Origin of the sequence: Rhodococcus sp. HNM0563 (genome assembly GCF_012726195.1) — a bacterium.
Taxonomy (GTDB): Bacteria; Actinomycetota; Actinomycetes; order Mycobacteriales; family Mycobacteriaceae; genus Rhodococcus.
Map to the genome: position 1 here is coordinate 79984 of NZ_JAASAF010000007.1, position 15140 is coordinate 95123.

Below are 15140 nucleotides of genomic sequence, written 5' to 3' on the forward strand. Positions count from 1 at the left end.
TGTTCGATTCCCAGCCCGACGATGAAGACCGACCACAACGTTCCTCAACGTCGCCATCACCTGCGGACCATGACCGGTGCGGACGGTGGAGCGGTCCTCATCGAACGTCACATCCCGCACGTAGTGGATCTTGTTCTCGATGTGCCAATGCCCCACGAATCCGGCTCTTCCGAGTTAGCAGGGGCGGAGCTGCCTGACACTTGACGCCCGCCGAGACTGGCGGGTGCAGGCCACCGTACCCGCCGACGTTGATTCTCCGGGTTGCGGAACCCGAACGCGATCCTGCCGACGTGCTTGACGATCCGGTTGTAGCCCTCGCTGCGGGCGTTCGACAGGCCGGTGGTGATCGCCAGGACCATCGGGTCCTGCCACGTGGTGATGGTGTTCGCGAACGCGGCGATCTCGGGCACCGAGCAGGCGGCACAGAACTCGTAGAACCGATACAACGCATCTCGAACCTCGTAGCGAAGCCCACCACGATCGGTGCACGCCAACACATCTCGAAGCAACTCCTTGACGATCCAAGCCGCTGCGATGTCCCCGTTCGGGTCCGCGGAGGTGAGCTTGTCGAACAGGACGCGCCGCTGCTCGTCTGTGAGCCGTTCCGCGGCCCGCAGTAGCCGGCGCCGGTTGATCCACTCGACGTCGGACTTGCGGCCCCGGCGGCCTCGCCGGGTCTGGGTGATCCGCCGGCGCACCGCGTCGACCATCTCGTTGGCCTTCTTCGCCAGGTGGAAGCGGTCCACCACGACGCGGGCGTGCGGAAGAGCTTCACGGACGGCCTTCGCGTAGACGGCGGACATGTCGATGGCGACGTGGGTGATCGGGGCTTTCCAGTCCGGGTCGCACCCCGCGAACCAGTCGGTGACCACCGCCGAGGTGCGCCCGTTCACCTGCACCAACAGTCCCTGATCGCCGGAGATGTCGACCAGGCCGGTGTCCCACCGATCGACCCGCGTCCGGCGGCCGGTCTCCTCGCAGATCTCCCAGCGGGCTCGGCCGCGGCGTGTCTCGTCGATGCCGAGGACCCGCACTGGTGCGGGAGCGACTTCAAGGACGGGGTCGGCGACCGCCACCACCGCACGATGACAGGTGTTCCACGTGCAGCCGTACGCGGCGACCGCCTGCACTGACCGATCGTCGTCGAGGACCGCCAGTGCCATCTCGGACTTCGCCCACGCTGTCACCCGTGACCGCGGTGGAATCTGCGGCACCGACTCGGTGAACCCCCTTCCGGTCACACACGATGTTGGTGCACAACCACTTCCGCTTGCGCCACACCAGGTTCGGCCGGTCTGGACCGATCATGATGTCCCGTGGGCGGGTGCTGACCCACCTCTTCGAACGCGTCGACCGGTGCGCACACTTCGGGCACCGTCCGACCCATTGGGGTGCGGTGCGGATCTCGACCACACGGGTTCCGTCGCCATCGACACGAACGGTCTCGACGACAATGCCGTCGGGACCGAACAGCCGTGAACTACTGTTGGGCATGCTCGCGCCTTTGTTGCTGCTGGATGCGTAGGAACACCCAGTTCACAAGGGCGCGAGCCCTGATCAATCACCGACACGATCCGGATCGGTCATGTCAGACCCCCATCAAGTCGGGAGAGCCTGAAATCCACTGAACTGGCCAACCTGTGCCCCGACACCCTCGGCGAGGTCCGTGTGGCCACCGAGGCAGGGCTGACCCGGATCGGGTCGGACTAGAACCGTGTGTCACGGCTTCCTCGACCACACCGGGCTTCCTTATGACCTTCCATCACTCAATTACCGAAACATCTTGAACTGAACTGAACTGTATTGGTCCTAGAACACACCCTCGCGCCGAATAGTTTCGGCGTCGGCGAAAGCCCGTGCACGGCGCAGCACAGTGGGTGGTCCGGGTGGGTTTCCGTGCCACTGGTCGAACAGGGTGCTCAGGCTCAGCACCATCCGCTCCGGTGAGCTCCAGTGGTTCCATCGTTCGAATTCGGTGCTGCGAGCCAGTTCTCGTGCCGCCTGGTGGGCCGCGATTCCGCGGTCGTATCGTGCGCGGGCGGCCTCGCTCAACCACACCCAGTACGCGCGTAGTTCACGGATCTCGTCGGCGCCGCACAGTGGTCCGTGACCCGGAACGTAGACGTCGGCGTCCCACGCGAGCAGCCGATCGAGCGCCGCGATCCAGTTCTCGAGCGGGCCGTGCCACAGGATGGGCGTCGTCCCGATGAACAGCATGTCGCCGGCGAAGACCACGCCCGCGTCGGGCACGTGCGCCACGAGGTCGCCCGCGGTGTGGCACGGTCCGAGCCGTTCGAGGTCGACGGTTCGGTCGCCGATCGTGAGCCGGTGGGTCTCGTCGAAGGTGTGGTCGGGGAAGCGGGGCGTCCGGCGCGGAAACCGGGCGCCGGCCCGTACCCGGGCCATGTAGGACCCGGCCGCGCCGACCGGTCCGGGCATCCACCCGATCAGCTCGCCGGCAGAGGCCATCGCGGTCAGCGCCGCCGGAGGCAGATCCTCGTGCATTCCGTCCAGTGCCGCCGCACTGGTCGTGATGCGTGTCCCGGCGGGAAGTGTGTCGTTGCCCCACCAGTGGTCGCCGTCGGAGTGAGTATTGACGGCCTCGGTGATCGGTGCGTCGGCCACGAGCGGTTGCTGCACTTCGGCGACACGTTTTGCCCACGCGACGTCCCACACGGTATCCACCACGAGCGACGCGGTGCCCTGTGCGACGACGAGCCCGGTGTTGGCCTCGCCCCAGCCGCCCGACGGGCGCAGGAACGCCCACACCCCGTCGCCTAGTTGTGTCAGTCCCGACTCCGACATGCGCTCCCCCTCGACAAGTTCGGCTTTCTCACGCTACTCCGAACTCAACGAGAACGTTCCGCAGCCGCCTTGATGGCATCGAGCCTGCGATCCCAGCCCGAGCCGACAGCGTCCAATGCCCGGCCCACCGCGCTCAGCCTGGAACCGGCGGCGGAGAACCGGAGTTCGCGGCCGACGCGTTCGGATGTGACGAGTTCGCATGCTTCGAGTACTGCCAGGTGTTTGGCGATGGCCTGGCGCGACACCGTGAACTCGGATGCGAGGCCCGACGCGGACGCGGGCGATCGCCCGAGGCGTTGAAGGATCCGCCACCGCGTCTCGTCGGCCAGAGCCGCGAAAACGCGTGTGGTCTCGGATTCCTGATCGGGCTCAGTGTGCTGCAACCGTTTTCCCCTTCTCCAGGTGAGCCTTGGCGAGGTCCAGTTCGATGATCCAGCCTTCGACATTGCCCTCGTACTTTGCGCGGCGTTCGACGGCGTCACCCGGGAGTGAATCGAACCCGGTCTCCGTCACGCTCAGGACGGTCGAGGTGTCGGAGACGGCATCGAGTCGGAATTCGACGAGCGTGGAGGGGCTGCCGGGGTCTGTGTGGTCGGACAGCCAGCGGAATGCTGCATACTTCGGTTCGTCCAGCGTGACTGTGCGGAATGTGAAGGCGCCGTGGACGGGGTCGTGGACTACAGTGAAGTCGCCGTTGCGTTCGATCCGGTGTTCGGTGATCCTGCTGTCGTTGATGTACCAGCCGGGTTCGGCGACGAGTTCCCATACTCGTGCGGCCGGGGCGTCGATCGTGATCTGTCGTTCGATGGTGCCGAGTTGGTCGGTCATGATTCCTCCTGAGGGTGGATCTCCGGATGAAGTGCAACTCCATGGTTGCAGCGCATGGCCGTTATTGCAACCCCCCGGTTGCATATCGGTGCGCGTATCGCACTACCCAACCGGTGGCATCGGTTCGCCCGGTGTACGGAATGATGGACACATGCTCGAAACACCTGTGATCATCGGAATCGGCTCCATCTGTCTGGGCTTCGTATTCTTCCTCGCCGCGGCCAGCGGAGCGCGAGCCAAGTGGAACCGGAAGCTGACGATCGCCCTGTTCGTCATCGCGATCGTGTTCATGACGGTCATCCCGGTGATCGGCGCGGTCGGATTCGCGGCGTAGATTTCGTCGGATCAAAGGATTGCGGACCGAAATCGACCGCGATTGTTCTTACATTGACTGCATGACCGAAAACATGACCGTCGAAGCCGCCGATATTCTGGCCATGCTCGCGGAACAACGAGACATGCTCCTCATCACCGTGCGCGGACTCGACGACGCGGGCGCTCGCGCCCGAAGCACCGCCAGCGACCTCACCCTCGGCGGACTCATCAAGCACGTATCGGGCACCGAGAGCGGCTGGATCGACAGGATCCGCCAGCTCGACGAGAACGCCGTCTTCGACATGGACTCTGCAGCGGAGTCGTACCACATGAGCGACGACGAGACCCTGGCCGGTTTGCTGGACGAGTATGCGAAGGTGGCGGCCGCGACCGAGCAATTCGTCGCACGCCTCGACCTCGACCTGCAGGTTCCGCTCCCGACCGCACCGTGGGCGCCGGAGCGGGAATGGTGGAGTGCGCGAAAGGTGTTGCTGCACATCATCCGCGAAACAGCCCACCACAGCGGTCATGCCGACATCATTCGCGAGTCGCTCGACGGTGCGAACACCACCATGCAACGCGGCGCCGATGCCGGCATGACCTTCGACTGATCTTCTCGCAGACGTCAGTGGGTGCCGGCGAGCTCCGCGCCGATGCCGGTCTCTGCCCGGACGAGCATCTCGGCGAACTTCTCGTCGTCGTGGACGCCGCGACCATGGCGCTTCTCGGCCACGAGCGAGCCGACGACACAGGCGGCCAGGCCGAGCGGCATCGTGAAGATCACCGGCAGCTGGATCGTCAAGGGCGCGGGTCCGCTGCCCATCCACAGTGCCTCGGTGAACATCAGGCTCACGACGGTCGAGATCAGCCCGGTAAGCACGCCCCACACCGCGCCGGTGCTGTTGAACCGTCGCCAGTTCAGGCTCAGGACCAGGGCGGGGAGATGGGCGCTACCGGCGACCATGAACGCCATGCCCATGAAGAACGTGATGTTGGTGTCGTCGCCGATCAGCATGGTCAGACCGATGGCGATGATGCTGAATACGACCGCGCCGTATCGGGCGATTCGCGCCTGGGCGTTCTCCTCGCGCCGCCGGTCCGCGACGTCGAGATGCTCGACGGGTTCCTTGCGGGTCAGGGCCGGCCACACATCGCGGGCGAATGTTCCTGCGGCGGAGATGACCACACCTGCGACGACGGCGATGATGGACGCGAAGGCAACCGCGGCGACGAGCGCGAGCGCGATCGAACCGCCGGTGGTGCCGATGCCGCCGCCGAGTTCGGTGACGAGGACCGGAGCGGCGAGGTTGCCGCCGGGGCCGACGAGATCGGTACCGTTCGGGCCGAGCAGCGCCGCGGCGCCGAAGCCCATCACGATGACGATGAGGTAGAACATGCTGCACAGCGCGACTGTCCAGCCGAGCGAGCGTCGTGCGGTCTGTGCCTCAGGGACGGTGAAGAACCGGATGAGGATGTGCGCCATGCCGGCGGTGCCGAGTGCGAACGCCAAGGCGTAGGAGACGAGGTTGATCGCGCTGGTCTCGCCGAAGATCAGGCCCGGTGACAGGATGGCTTCGCCCGCAACAGCATTGTCGGTGGCGTCGCCGAGAACCTTGGGGAAGCTGAAGCCGAACTGCGCGAGAATGCCGAAGCACACGATGAGCGCGAGGACCGACAGGATCGACGACTTGATGACCTGAACCCAGGTCGTGGCGAGCATGCCGCCGACGAACACGTAGATACCCATGAGCGAACCCGCGACGATCACCGACAGCCAGAACGGGATACCGGACACCGATTCGAGCAACACGCCGGCGGCGACGAGCTGGGCGAGCAACACGAACGTGCCGGTCGCGATGGTGCTGAGCGCCACCACGACCCGCACATTGCGGGATTCGGTGCGGAAGACGAGCACGTCGGCGAGGGTGTACTTGCCGAGATTGCGCATCTTCTCAGCGAGCAGGAACAGCACCGGCAGGAAAGAGATGACGGACGTGAACAGGATGACGGTGCCGTCGACGCCCTTGGAGAAGATCAGGCCTGTGGTGCCGAGGAAGCTACCGGCGGAGATGAACTCACCGGCGATGGCAAATCCGTTCTGCCAACTAGAGATCGAGCGGCCGGCCGCGAAGAAACCATCGGCGCTCTTGGCGCGCCGGGATGCCGCGAACGTCACCCACAGGGTCAGTGAGATGACGGCACTGCAGATTGCGATGGCCAGGTAATCGGCGTCGCCGGTCATGCGACGACCTCCTCGGTCTCGGGCCGGTTGTCGGCGACAGCGCGGATCGCGGCGTCGGCGGCGGGCTGAATGTAGGTGCGGGACAGTCGGAAATACGCCCATACGAGGACCCAGGTTCCAGCGAACTGGCTCAGAACCACCCAGAGCGAAAGCGGGATTCCCAGGACGGATGTGGAACCGAGTTGATCGGGGAATCCGATCCAGGCCACGAGGAAGCCCGTGAACAACGCGATGGTGATGCCGCCGAGGGTGGTGGTGACCATCTTGCGTCGATGCCGCAGTTCGGCGACCTCGGGTAGCTGCAGCATCCGCGACCAGATCAGATCGTCCGCAGCGAAGGTGCCCTGGTTGGAGACGGTGCCGTTCATGCCCGCACCGCCGCCCGGCGTGCTGTGTCGAGCGCGAAGAGGTTCTCGTCCCAGCCGGCTTCGAGGGGCCCGAAGAAATGGAATCGGACCTGTTTGACGCGATAGAGCCACCGGCCGTCGATCTTGACGACCTCGTCGGTGTAGCGTCCGGCCGCGATGCTTGCCGTGCCGTCGGTGACGCACGGCTGCCACAGGAACGAGCGGACCGTGGCGCGGTCACCGTTGAGGTCGATTTCGAGGTTGGTGATGAAATGCCAGAACGCAGTGAGGCCGCCGTCGGCAAGTCCGGCGAAGAACGTTTTCATCTCGTCCTTGCCCTTGGGATGTGATAGGCCGTCGAACTCGCCGTCCTCGGTGAACAGGTCCATCAGGGCGTCCCAGTTTCCGTCGTCGAGATGGCGGCAGTACCGGGCATCGAGCGTGCGGATCGCCTCCAGGTCTTCGAGGCGAGTGATGCGCTCGATGAGAGAGCGATCGGATTCGGGGTTGGTCACGGGAGAGCCTCCGGAAGCGCTTGGATTAACGCATGTTCATGTGATGCGAACCATAGCAAGGGGTAGGTATGCGGTCAACCAGGGCGTTGTTGCTGGTCGACGCATGTACCTCTACCCTTCGAAAGATGAACACGCGGTCAACTGCGACACTGTCGTCCGTCCGGGAGCGAATTCTCGAGACCGCTCTCGACGAGTTCTATGCCTCCGGATTTCACGGTGCAACCATGCGAAATATCGCGAACAGTGCAGGTTGTAGTGCTGCAAATGTCTACAACCACTTCGAGAACAAGTCGGAACTGCTGGTCGAGATCCTGCGTCGAGCGAGCGATGAGCAGTTCACCGCGACCCGGAATGCTCTGCGGAAGGCCGGTTCGGATCCGGCGGAGAGATGGAAGGTCGCCGTCGTCGCCCATGCGCTGTTCACTGCGCGGAATCCGCGGGCCTGTCTGGTGGCCAACACGGAGCTGCGTTATCTCGACGATCTCAATCGCCGACGTGTCGTGGGGTCGCGTGACGCGCAGGAGCAATTGTTCGTCGGGATTGCGGAAGCGGCCTCCCAACAGGGGTTATTCGATCTCCCGAACGTGCATCAGGCCGTCACGGCGGTGTTGACGATGTGTGCGGGGATCCCGCTGTGGTTCCGTGCGGACGGCCCGCTCACTGCGCAGGAAGTGGCCGACGATTACGGGCGATATGCGCTCAACCTCGTGGGATACCGGAAAGCCTGACCCCGGGACATTGACGGCCGATAGGTCTCGTGCTGTACTGGGTGAACAAGCGTTAATGACCTACTCCGGTCCATAGAGGGAGTACCCATGACTCACCGGCCGTCTCAGCCCCGCACCGATTCGCCGCGCTACTTGACCGAAGAGCGCCTCGAGATCCGAGATCTCGCCCGCGACTTCGCGATGACGCGGGTGTTGCCCGTGGCGAACGAACTCGACCCCGTCCAGGGCACGATCCCGGATTCGCTGAAGAAGGAGATGGCCGAGATCGGCTTCTTCGGGATCATGATCCCCGAGGAGTACGGCGGCCTCGGGCTCGGCGTCTTCGAGTACTGCCTCGTCGCGGAGGAACTCTCCCGTGCATGGATGAGCGTGTCGGGTCTGCTTGCGCGCGGTAACGGTATGGGCGGTGGCTTCACGCCGGAACAGCAGGAAGCCCTGCTCCCCAAGGTCGCGCGCGGCGAATACCTCGGTGCCTACGCGCTGTCCGAGGCCGAAGCGGGTTCCGACGTTGCCAACATTTCGTGCCGAGCCGTGCGTGACGGCGACGAATGGGTCGTGAACGGCACGAAGATGTGGTGCACATACGCCGACGAGGCAGACTACATGGTGCTGTTCGCTCGTACCGACCCGAACAAGGACCCGGCCAAGCCGCATCGCGGGATCAGCGCGTTCCTCATCGAGAAGGAGCGCGGCGGATTCCCCGACGGAATCTCGGGCACGAAGGTCCGGAAGATCGGTTACTTCGGCTGGAGCACTTGGGAATTGGCGTTCGACAACTACCGCATCCCGGCAGGCAGGATGCTCGGCGAAGAAGGCAAGGGCTTCTACCTTGCCGTATCCGGCCTCGAAGTAGGCCGCGCCCACACCGCTGCCCGCGCGATCGGCCTGGCCCGCGCCGCGCTCGAGGACTCCATCGAATACATGCACACCCGCCGTCAGTTCGGGCGCCCCATCGGCGATTTCCAGCATCTTCGGTTCAAGATCGCCAAGATGGCCGCCGATATCGAAGCGGCCCGCCAGCTCATGTACTCGGTGGCTACCGACATCGATTCCGGACGCCGCTGCTCGCTCGAAGCGTCGATGTGCAAGCTGGTGGCAACCGAGATGGCCGAACAGGTCACGAGCGAGGCAGTGCAGATCCACGGTGGCGCCGGTTACACCACCGACTTCCAGGTCGAAAGGCATTGGCGCGACGCCCGCCTGACGAAGATCTTCGAAGGCACCAGCGAGATCCAGATGCGAATCATCTCGGACGAACTGCTCGGAAGGCCGGAAAAAGCATGAGCACCGCAATGTCCCCGAAACTTGCCGCGGTCGGCGACCGGACCGGGCCGCAGTCGTTCCTCGTGTCCGAGATCCTCTCGGCTGCCGGGGTGTCCCTGCCCGCCGGCTCCCCCGGTGTCGGTGTGACTGCCGCAGACATCGTCGTCCCCGCCGTACCCGATGCCAACCGGACGCAAGCCCAATGGAAGACGGACCGTCCAGTGGGCGTGAACGACACGGTGATCATCGAGTCCGTGATCACCCGCGTTGCCGGTGGCCGCATCGAGCGGCACATCAGGCTGCGCGACGAAGCCGGGGCGATTCTCGAGAGCGGCACCGAAACATGGATTCTCGACGACCCCGCCGCGGCCGTATCCGCCCCGGAACTCGACTTCTGCAGCGCTGAATGGGGAAACCTTCTGAGCGACAGCCTCGAAGACGATCGGGGCTTTACCTCGTCACTGTCCACCTGGGACGGCACGATCGGTCTGCGCTGCGGCGACAGGGAACTCCACCTCCGGGTCTACAAGGGCAACATCATCGATGTCACCCGCCGTGTCCCTCACGGCGCCACGTTCACCTTCGTCGCACCGGCCCATACCTGGGTCGACCTCGTGCTGTCGGATGCCGACGATTTCATGCGGCGCGCGATCAGCGGTGAGTTCTCCTCCACCGGAGACGGATACGAGTACCTGAGGTTGACCAAACCGCTCAACATGATCATCGCGCATGCGCGACTCATCGCCCGGAAGGCCGACTCATGATCGAGGCACGTTATCTCGAAATCGATGGCGCTCTCGGCTTCGTCGAGATCGTCACACCCGACCACCTCGACGTCGAGGCATTGCCTGCGGTCCTGTGCATCCACACTGCCGGTCAGAGCGGCGTGCAGTGGCGGCACGTGTCGCGCGACCTCGCAGACCGGGGTTACCGCGTGATCGTGCCCGACCTGCCCGGTCATGGACGCTCCGAGCCTGCACCGTCCGGTCCGGTGACCAGTATCGTCGACTACGGCGACTGGCTGTGCGGCGTACTCGACGCTCTGGAGATCGAACGCCCCTACGTGATCGGTTGCTCGATCGGTGGCAAACTCACCCTCGAACTCGCAACCCGCCCCGAGCGGCCACTCTCCGGCGCGATCGCCATGGAGGCCGAAGCAGGTCCCGGTCGCGTCAACGTCAACGGTCTCCGTCGAGAACTCGAAGACGTCGCCGGTCCTGCTCGTGCCGAACGGACGTACCTGGGTACTCTTGCATCGGTGGGACGTTCGGTTCCCGAGCGCAAGGCCCACCTGATAGCGCTCATGCACAAGCGTGAAGACCCGGAGATCTCGTCGTCCGACCTGATCGGCTGGGGCACTCATGACGTGCGCGACCGGCTGAACCAGGTCACGGCACCCTTGCATGTCGTCGCGGGCCGTGATGACCCGTGGATCAATGTCGACGAAATCGCGCGCGTCGCAGAGATCGCCAACGAAACCACGCCCGGTCGTGCACGATTCACCGTACTGGACGGGATCGGCCACTACCCGATGGAAGAGATCGACGACTTCGCAGTACTCGTCGATACCTGGATCAACGAATTGCAGCAGTCGGTTGTCGCCGAGGAGGTAGTGCTGTGAGCACCAGAACCGAGACTCTCTCGGCGCTACTGGACACACTCGTCTCCGAAAACCCCGAATCGGCAATCACGTACGACGTGGTCGGCGACGACGTCATCGTCAGCAGCAGAGCCGATCTGCGCAACCGCGCCGAAGCGCTGTGCGCCGAACTCGACGCCGTCGGAGTCCGTCCCGGCCAATGCATCGCGGTGATGCTGCCCAACTGGTCCGACGCGCTTGTCTGGCAGTTCGCCGCAGCCACGGTGGGCGCTCACGTCATCGGTGTCAATACCCGGTACAACACCGGTGAGGTCGCCCACATCCTCACTGCTGCATGTCCGGCCGTGGTCGCCGTCCCGGCTGCATTCCACGGTTTGGACCTGTTCGGTCGCCTCGCCGAAGCCGCCGCATCTGTTCCCGATGTGGCGACCCCGGTCGTCGCGGTGGTGCACGGACCCATCGAAACCTCCACCATCGACAGAGAATTCGATCTCGGCGGGGGATCCTGGATCGCTGGGAGCGGAGTCACGGGAGGCATCCGGGTTCCCGACACACCCGATCGGGCAACCCTCACCGCAGCCGGAGTCGACGACGACCCCGACGACAGGCTGGCTGTCGCGTTCACGACCTCCGGCTCGACCGGTGTCCCGAAGCTCGCGGCCCACCGTCACAGCGCCATCGTGCGACACGGCCATGCCGATGCTGCGATCATGCAGGTCGGGGAGGGTGACGTGGGGCTGTGTGTTCTTCCCGTCTCCGGTGTGTTCGGCTTCAGCACCGCCATGGCGATGATCGCCGGGGGCGGAGCACTGCTCATGGAAACGGTGTTCGATCCGTCGGCGGTGCTCCGCCGCATGCGGCAGGTGAAGGTCACCCATGCGGTGGGTGCCGACGACCTGTTCGGCCGCCTCTACGACGAGTGGCATGACGGAGAGCGAATGGATCTGTCGACCCTGAGGTGGATCGGGATCGCCGATTTCCTCGGACGATCGCACGAGATCGCACGGTGGGCGCGCGACGAGTTCGGCACGCACACCTCCGGTGTCTTCGGGTCGTCCGAGGTGTTCGCTCTCACGATGTTGTGGAACGCAGACGACCCGGAATCGGTGCGCTGGAACGGTGGTGGCCGCGCGGTCGAGCCTGCGATCGAACTGCGTGTCGCGGATCCTCTCGACGACACGCGGGTCGCAGACGGCGAGCAGGGTGAACTGCAGTTCCGCGGCCCCAACGTCGTCGACGCCTACCTGGGTAATCCCGAGGCTGCGGTGCGCGCCTTCACGAAGGACGGCTGGTTTCGCAGCGGCGACCTCGCTGTGGCACTGGGCGACGGCGGCTACCGTTACGTGTGCCGCATGGGCGACGTGCTGCGCCTGCGAGGGTTCCTCGTCGACCCCGCCGAAATCGAGGGTCGCCTCGCACAGCACCCGGGGGTGGGTGTCGTGAAGGTCGTCGGGATCACCGGCGACGGTGGCTACACGCAGGCCGTCGGTTTCGTGGTACCGACGGACGATGCGCCCGCCGACACGGATGCCGAGAACCTGAAAGCTTGGTGCAAGAGCGAACTCGCCGCATTCAAGGTGCCGGCGGCCATCCATGTCATCGACCGCATGCCCACCACTGTGGGCGGGAACGGCTCGAAGATCCGGGCCGTAGAACTGCGCGAATGGGCGCAGAACTGGACCGACCGTGAAAGGGATTTCCGTCGTGACTGATTCCAACGCGAACGATGTGGTGATCTGCGAGCCACTGCGTACCCCCGTCGGTCGCTACGGCGGCATGTACATCGACGTGCCCGCCACCGACCTGGCCGCGCGTGTCATCTCGGAGTTACTGTCGCGCACAGCGCTCGACCCCGGGAAGATCGACGATGTCATCTTCGGCCAGTGCTATCCCAACGGTGAGGCACCCGCGATCGGTCGTGTGGCGGCACTCGATGCGGGCCTGCCCGTCACCGTCCCCGGTCTGCAACTCGACCGTCGATGCGGTTCCGGTCTGCAGGCGGTGCTCGATGCCGCGATGCGCGTGCAGACCGGGGTCGCCGACATCGTCATCGCCGGCGGAGTCGAATCGATGAGCCGCTCCGAGTACTACACCGAATCGATGCGCTGGGGAGCGAAGGGTGCGCCCGCCGCGTTGCACGACCGCCTCGCCCGCGGCCGTGTCACCGCCGGTGGCCGCAACTATCCGGTGCCCGGTGGCATGCTCGAAACCGCCGAGAACTTGCGGCGGAAGTACGACATCCCCCGCCTAGAACAAGACGAACTGGCTGTCGAATCGCACCGCCGTGCCGTTGCCGCGATCGAATCGGGGAAGTTCGCCGACGAGATCGTGTCCGTGCAGGTGCCGCAGCGCAAGGGTGATCCGAAGACGATCGACCGCGACGAGCACCCGCGCGCCGACACCACCGTCGAGACGCTCGCGAAGCTCCGCCCGATCATGGGCAAGCAGGATCCCGACGCCACCGTCACTGCGGGCAACGCCAGCGGGCAGAACGACGGTGCCGCAGCCTGCATCGTGACCAACCGCGCGACCGCGGACCGGCTCGGTCTGCGCCCGCTGGGCAAGCTCGTCACATGGGCTGCCGCCGGAGTGGCGCCCGCCGAGATGGGCATCGGCCCGGTGCCGTCCACCGCGAAAGCACTCGATCGTGCGGGACTGAACCTGTCGGATATCGACCTCATCGAACTCAACGAGGCATTCGCCGCACAGGCCCTCGCCGTGACGCGCGAATGGAAGTTCACCGCAGCAGATTTCGAGCGCACCAACGTCAACGGATCCGGGATCTCCCTCGGTCACCCTGTCGGCGCGACCGGCGTGCGGATCCTCGCGACGATGCTGCGTGAACTCGATCGTCGCGGCGCGCGCTACGGCCTCGAGACGATGTGCATCGGCGGTGGTCAGGGCCTGACCGCGATCTTCGAGCGGGTCGCGTGACCGTGCGGCCGTTGGACGGCGTCCGCGTAATCGATCTGTCCAGCTTCGTCGCCGGGCCGACGGCAGGCCGGATGCTCGCCGAACTCGGCGCCGACGTCATTCGCGTCGACCCGGTCGGCGGTGCCGTCGACGGAGGCCGCTGGCCAGTGACCGAGAACGGCGCGAGCCTGTACTGGACGGGGCTGAATCAGGCGAAACGTTCGATCGCGGTGGATCTGCGCAGCGACGAGGATCGCGCCCGCGTCATCGAATTGATCGCCGACGCAGGCATCGTCCTCGAGAACGCGGCGCACGCCCCGTGGCTCGCCCACGATGTGCTCCTCGCGCATCGGCCGGACCTGATCCACGTGCATATCGCGGGCAATGCGGACGGCACCCCGGCGGTCGACTACACCGTCAACGCTGCCGCGGGCATCCCGCTGATGACGGGCCCGACCGGTCTCGGTGCACCGGTCAACCATGTGCTGCCCGCGTGGGATCTGCTCACCGGCGTGCATGCCGCACTCGGCATCGTCACCGCGCTGCGTCGCCGTGAACAGACCGGCGAGGGAGCGTATCTCGAACTCGCGCTCGACGACGTCGCACATGCTGCGGTCGCGAGCATGGGCTGGCTTGCAGAAGCTCAGGCACGTGGGTCGGGGCGTGAGTTGCAGGGCAACGCCCTGTACGGCAGCTACGGTTCCGAGTTCGCAACCGCAGACGGCCGCTACGTCATGATCGTCGGTCTGACTCGTGGACAGTGGCGGGCGCTTGTCGAGGTCACCGGCACCGGAGCGGTGTTCGACGCGCTCGGTGCGCAGCGCGGGCTCGACTTCGATCTCGAGGGCGACCGCTATGCGGCGCGCGAGGCGATCACCGCAATCCTTGCACCCTGGTTTTCGCGACGAACCCTCGCTCGAATCGAAGCGGACCTCGCGGGCACGCGGGTGTTGTGGGCGCCGTACCGCACGATGGACGAAGTGGCCGCAGATCTCGCCGCCCGCCCCGACTCGGTGGTGCAGTACATCGATCAGCCGGATATCGGCCCTGTGCTCACCGCGCGGTCTCCGTTGCGCTGGAACGGCCGGTACACCGATGCGCGTCCAGCACCTCGGCACGGGGAGCACACCGCCGAGGTGCTCGGAGCAGGTCAGCTGCCGGGCGCTCGATAGGACGCATCGCGGCGCGAAGCCTCATCGACCTGCTCGGGGGTGAGCAGCGCGATCGGCTTCGACCGCGCTGCACCCGACGCGATGGTGCGCAGTTCCAAAGTGGCGGCGGCAATTTCGTCGGGCACCTCACCGAGCACGTACAGATCGTGCCCTCCCAACGCGAAGTGCACGGACTCGACGGTGCCGCCGACGCTTTCGACCATGGCGACGATCGCATCGCGGCGGGCGCTCCCGCCGTCGCTCAGTAGTCCCTTTGCGCCCTCTGCGGTATAGGTGACCTGCCACAGGTATGTCGGCATGGTTCCTGCTTTCCTCGGCCGGCGTTGCTGTCGCCTTCCATGGTCGGACACCTCGCGCGCAACGCGCGGTGGTTTCGAGGAAAGAGACCCACCTGTCGACGAGGCACCTTCGG

General features: G+C 65.4%; 16 protein-coding genes and 2 pseudogenes. 9 read left to right on the forward strand and 9 right to left on the reverse strand.

Annotation, left to right across the window (positions count from 1 at the left end; genetic code table 11):
• Window positions 1-39: 39 nt before the first annotated feature.
• From HCA61_RS26380 to HCA61_RS17345, 5 genes and pseudogenes are all read right to left on the reverse strand, one after another.
• Window positions 40-141: pseudogene (locus HCA61_RS26380) on the reverse strand (ISAs1 family transposase); the annotation flags it as partial.
• A gap of 33 nt (window positions 142-174) precedes the next feature.
• Window positions 175-1540, reverse strand: a pseudogene (locus HCA61_RS17330) (ISL3 family transposase).
• A gap of 269 nt (window positions 1541-1809) precedes the next feature.
• A complete protein-coding gene (locus HCA61_RS17335) occupies window positions 1810-2805 on the reverse strand; it encodes an MBL fold metallo-hydrolase (RefSeq protein ID WP_169689440.1) in 996 nt (331 codons plus the stop codon).
• A 44-nt stretch (window positions 2806-2849) separates the two neighbouring features.
• The gene (locus HCA61_RS17340) at window positions 2850-3188 is read right to left on the reverse strand and encodes a metalloregulator ArsR/SmtB family transcription factor (protein ID WP_240959745.1); all 339 of its coding nucleotides are present in this window, start codon (window positions 3186-3188) and stop codon (window positions 2850-2852) included.
• The gene (locus HCA61_RS17345; RefSeq protein ID WP_169689442.1) at window positions 3175-3633 is read right to left on the reverse strand and encodes an SRPBCC domain-containing protein; all 459 of its coding nucleotides are present in this window, start codon (window positions 3631-3633) and stop codon (window positions 3175-3177) included. The genes HCA61_RS17340 and HCA61_RS17345 overlap by 14 nt, the downstream gene beginning before the upstream one ends.
• Before the next feature lie 151 nt (window positions 3634-3784).
• On the opposite strand from HCA61_RS17345, the gene HCA61_RS17350 reads away from it, so the two are divergent.
• The gene (locus HCA61_RS17350) at window positions 3785-3967 is read left to right on the forward strand and encodes a hypothetical protein (protein WP_169689443.1); all 183 of its coding nucleotides are present in this window, start codon (window positions 3785-3787) and stop codon (window positions 3965-3967) included.
• 61 nt (window positions 3968-4028) lie between these two features.
• On the forward strand, window positions 4029-4559 hold the full coding sequence (locus HCA61_RS17355; RefSeq protein ID WP_169689444.1) for a DinB family protein: 531 nt from the start codon (window positions 4029-4031) through the stop codon (window positions 4557-4559).
• A 14-nt stretch (window positions 4560-4573) separates the two neighbouring features.
• Here HCA61_RS17355 and HCA61_RS17360 read toward each other — a convergent pair whose 3' ends face one another.
• Genes HCA61_RS17360 through HCA61_RS17370 form a run of 3 tightly spaced genes read right to left on the reverse strand, consistent with a single transcriptional unit; the run spans window position 4574 to window position 7052 of the window.
• The gene (locus HCA61_RS17360; protein ID WP_169689445.1) at window positions 4574-6190 is read right to left on the reverse strand and encodes a cation acetate symporter; all 1617 of its coding nucleotides are present in this window, start codon (window positions 6188-6190) and stop codon (window positions 4574-4576) included.
• A complete protein-coding gene (locus HCA61_RS17365) occupies window positions 6187-6558 on the reverse strand; it encodes a DUF485 domain-containing protein (protein WP_169689446.1) in 372 nt (123 codons plus the stop codon). The genes HCA61_RS17360 and HCA61_RS17365 overlap by 4 nt, the downstream gene beginning before the upstream one ends.
• Window positions 6555-7052 (reverse strand): nuclear transport factor 2 family protein, encoded by a 498-nt coding sequence (locus HCA61_RS17370; protein WP_169689447.1) that lies wholly within the window; start codon window positions 7050-7052, stop codon window positions 6555-6557. The genes HCA61_RS17365 and HCA61_RS17370 overlap by 4 nt, the downstream gene beginning before the upstream one ends.
• A gap of 125 nt (window positions 7053-7177) precedes the next feature.
• Here HCA61_RS17370 and HCA61_RS17375 point away from each other — a divergent pair, with 125 nt between their 5' ends.
• The 7 genes from HCA61_RS17375 (at window position 7178) to HCA61_RS17405 (ending at window position 14728) form a co-directional block, all read left to right on the forward strand.
• Window positions 7178-7780, forward strand: coding sequence for a TetR/AcrR family transcriptional regulator (locus HCA61_RS17375; protein ID WP_169689448.1), 603 nt, complete (start codon window positions 7178-7180; stop codon window positions 7778-7780).
• An 87-nt stretch (window positions 7781-7867) separates the two neighbouring features.
• Window positions 7868-9064, forward strand: a complete 1197-nt coding sequence (locus tag HCA61_RS17380; RefSeq protein WP_169689449.1) for an acyl-CoA dehydrogenase family protein — start codon at window positions 7868-7870, stop codon at window positions 9062-9064.
• Window positions 9061-9807, forward strand: a complete 747-nt coding sequence (locus HCA61_RS17385; protein ID WP_169689450.1) for a hypothetical protein — start codon at window positions 9061-9063, stop codon at window positions 9805-9807. The genes HCA61_RS17380 and HCA61_RS17385 overlap by 4 nt, the downstream gene beginning before the upstream one ends.
• Entirely contained in the window at window positions 9804-10664 is an 861-nt protein-coding gene (locus HCA61_RS17390) for an alpha/beta hydrolase (RefSeq protein WP_169689451.1), read from the forward strand. Before HCA61_RS17385 ends, HCA61_RS17390 begins: the two co-directional genes overlap by 4 nt.
• Window positions 10661-12355, forward strand: coding sequence for an AMP-binding protein (locus tag HCA61_RS17395; protein WP_169689452.1), 1695 nt, complete (start codon window positions 10661-10663; stop codon window positions 12353-12355). The genes HCA61_RS17390 and HCA61_RS17395 overlap by 4 nt, the downstream gene beginning before the upstream one ends.
• Window positions 12339-13577, forward strand: a complete 1239-nt coding sequence (locus tag HCA61_RS17400) for an acetyl-CoA C-acetyltransferase (RefSeq protein ID WP_169689644.1) — start codon at window positions 12339-12341, stop codon at window positions 13575-13577. Before HCA61_RS17395 ends, HCA61_RS17400 begins: the two co-directional genes overlap by 17 nt.
• The gene (locus HCA61_RS17405) at window positions 13574-14728 is read left to right on the forward strand and encodes a CoA transferase (RefSeq protein WP_169689453.1); all 1155 of its coding nucleotides are present in this window, start codon (window positions 13574-13576) and stop codon (window positions 14726-14728) included. The genes HCA61_RS17400 and HCA61_RS17405 overlap by 4 nt, the downstream gene beginning before the upstream one ends.
• Here the strand turns inward: HCA61_RS17405 and HCA61_RS17410 are convergent.
• Window positions 14707-15027 (reverse strand): GYD domain-containing protein, encoded by a 321-nt coding sequence (locus tag HCA61_RS17410; protein WP_169689454.1) that lies wholly within the window; start codon window positions 15025-15027, stop codon window positions 14707-14709. The genes HCA61_RS17405 and HCA61_RS17410 overlap by 22 nt on opposite strands.
• Window positions 15028-15140 lie beyond the last annotated feature (113 nt).

Coding starts and splice junctions, on each gene's coding strand:
- HCA61_RS17350 (WP_169689443.1), top strand. CDS start 3,785: ATGCTCGAAACACCTGTGATCATCGGAATCGGCTCCATCTGTCTGGGC.
- HCA61_RS17380 (WP_169689449.1), top strand. CDS start 7,868: ATGACTCACCGGCCGTCTCAGCCCCGCACCGATTCGCCGCGCTACTTG.
- HCA61_RS17385 (WP_169689450.1), top strand. CDS start 9,061: ATGAGCACCGCAATGTCCCCGAAACTTGCCGCGGTCGGCGACCGGACC.
- HCA61_RS17390 (WP_169689451.1), top strand. CDS start 9,804: ATGATCGAGGCACGTTATCTCGAAATCGATGGCGCTCTCGGCTTCGTC.
- HCA61_RS17345 (WP_169689442.1), bottom strand. CDS start 3,633: ATGACCGACCAACTCGGCACCATCGAACGACAGATCACGATCGACGCC.
- HCA61_RS17375 (WP_169689448.1), top strand. CDS start 7,178: ATGAACACGCGGTCAACTGCGACACTGTCGTCCGTCCGGGAGCGAATT.
- HCA61_RS17335 (WP_169689440.1), bottom strand. CDS start 2,805: ATGTCGGAGTCGGGACTGACACAACTAGGCGACGGGGTGTGGGCGTTC.
- HCA61_RS17365 (WP_169689446.1), bottom strand. CDS start 6,558: ATGAACGGCACCGTCTCCAACCAGGGCACCTTCGCTGCGGACGATCTG.
- HCA61_RS17355 (WP_169689444.1), top strand. CDS start 4,029: ATGACCGAAAACATGACCGTCGAAGCCGCCGATATTCTGGCCATGCTC.
- HCA61_RS17360 (WP_169689445.1), bottom strand. CDS start 6,190: ATGACCGGCGACGCCGATTACCTGGCCATCGCAATCTGCAGTGCCGTC.
- HCA61_RS17410 (WP_169689454.1), bottom strand. CDS start 15,027: ATGCCGACATACCTGTGGCAGGTCACCTATACCGCAGAGGGCGCAAAG.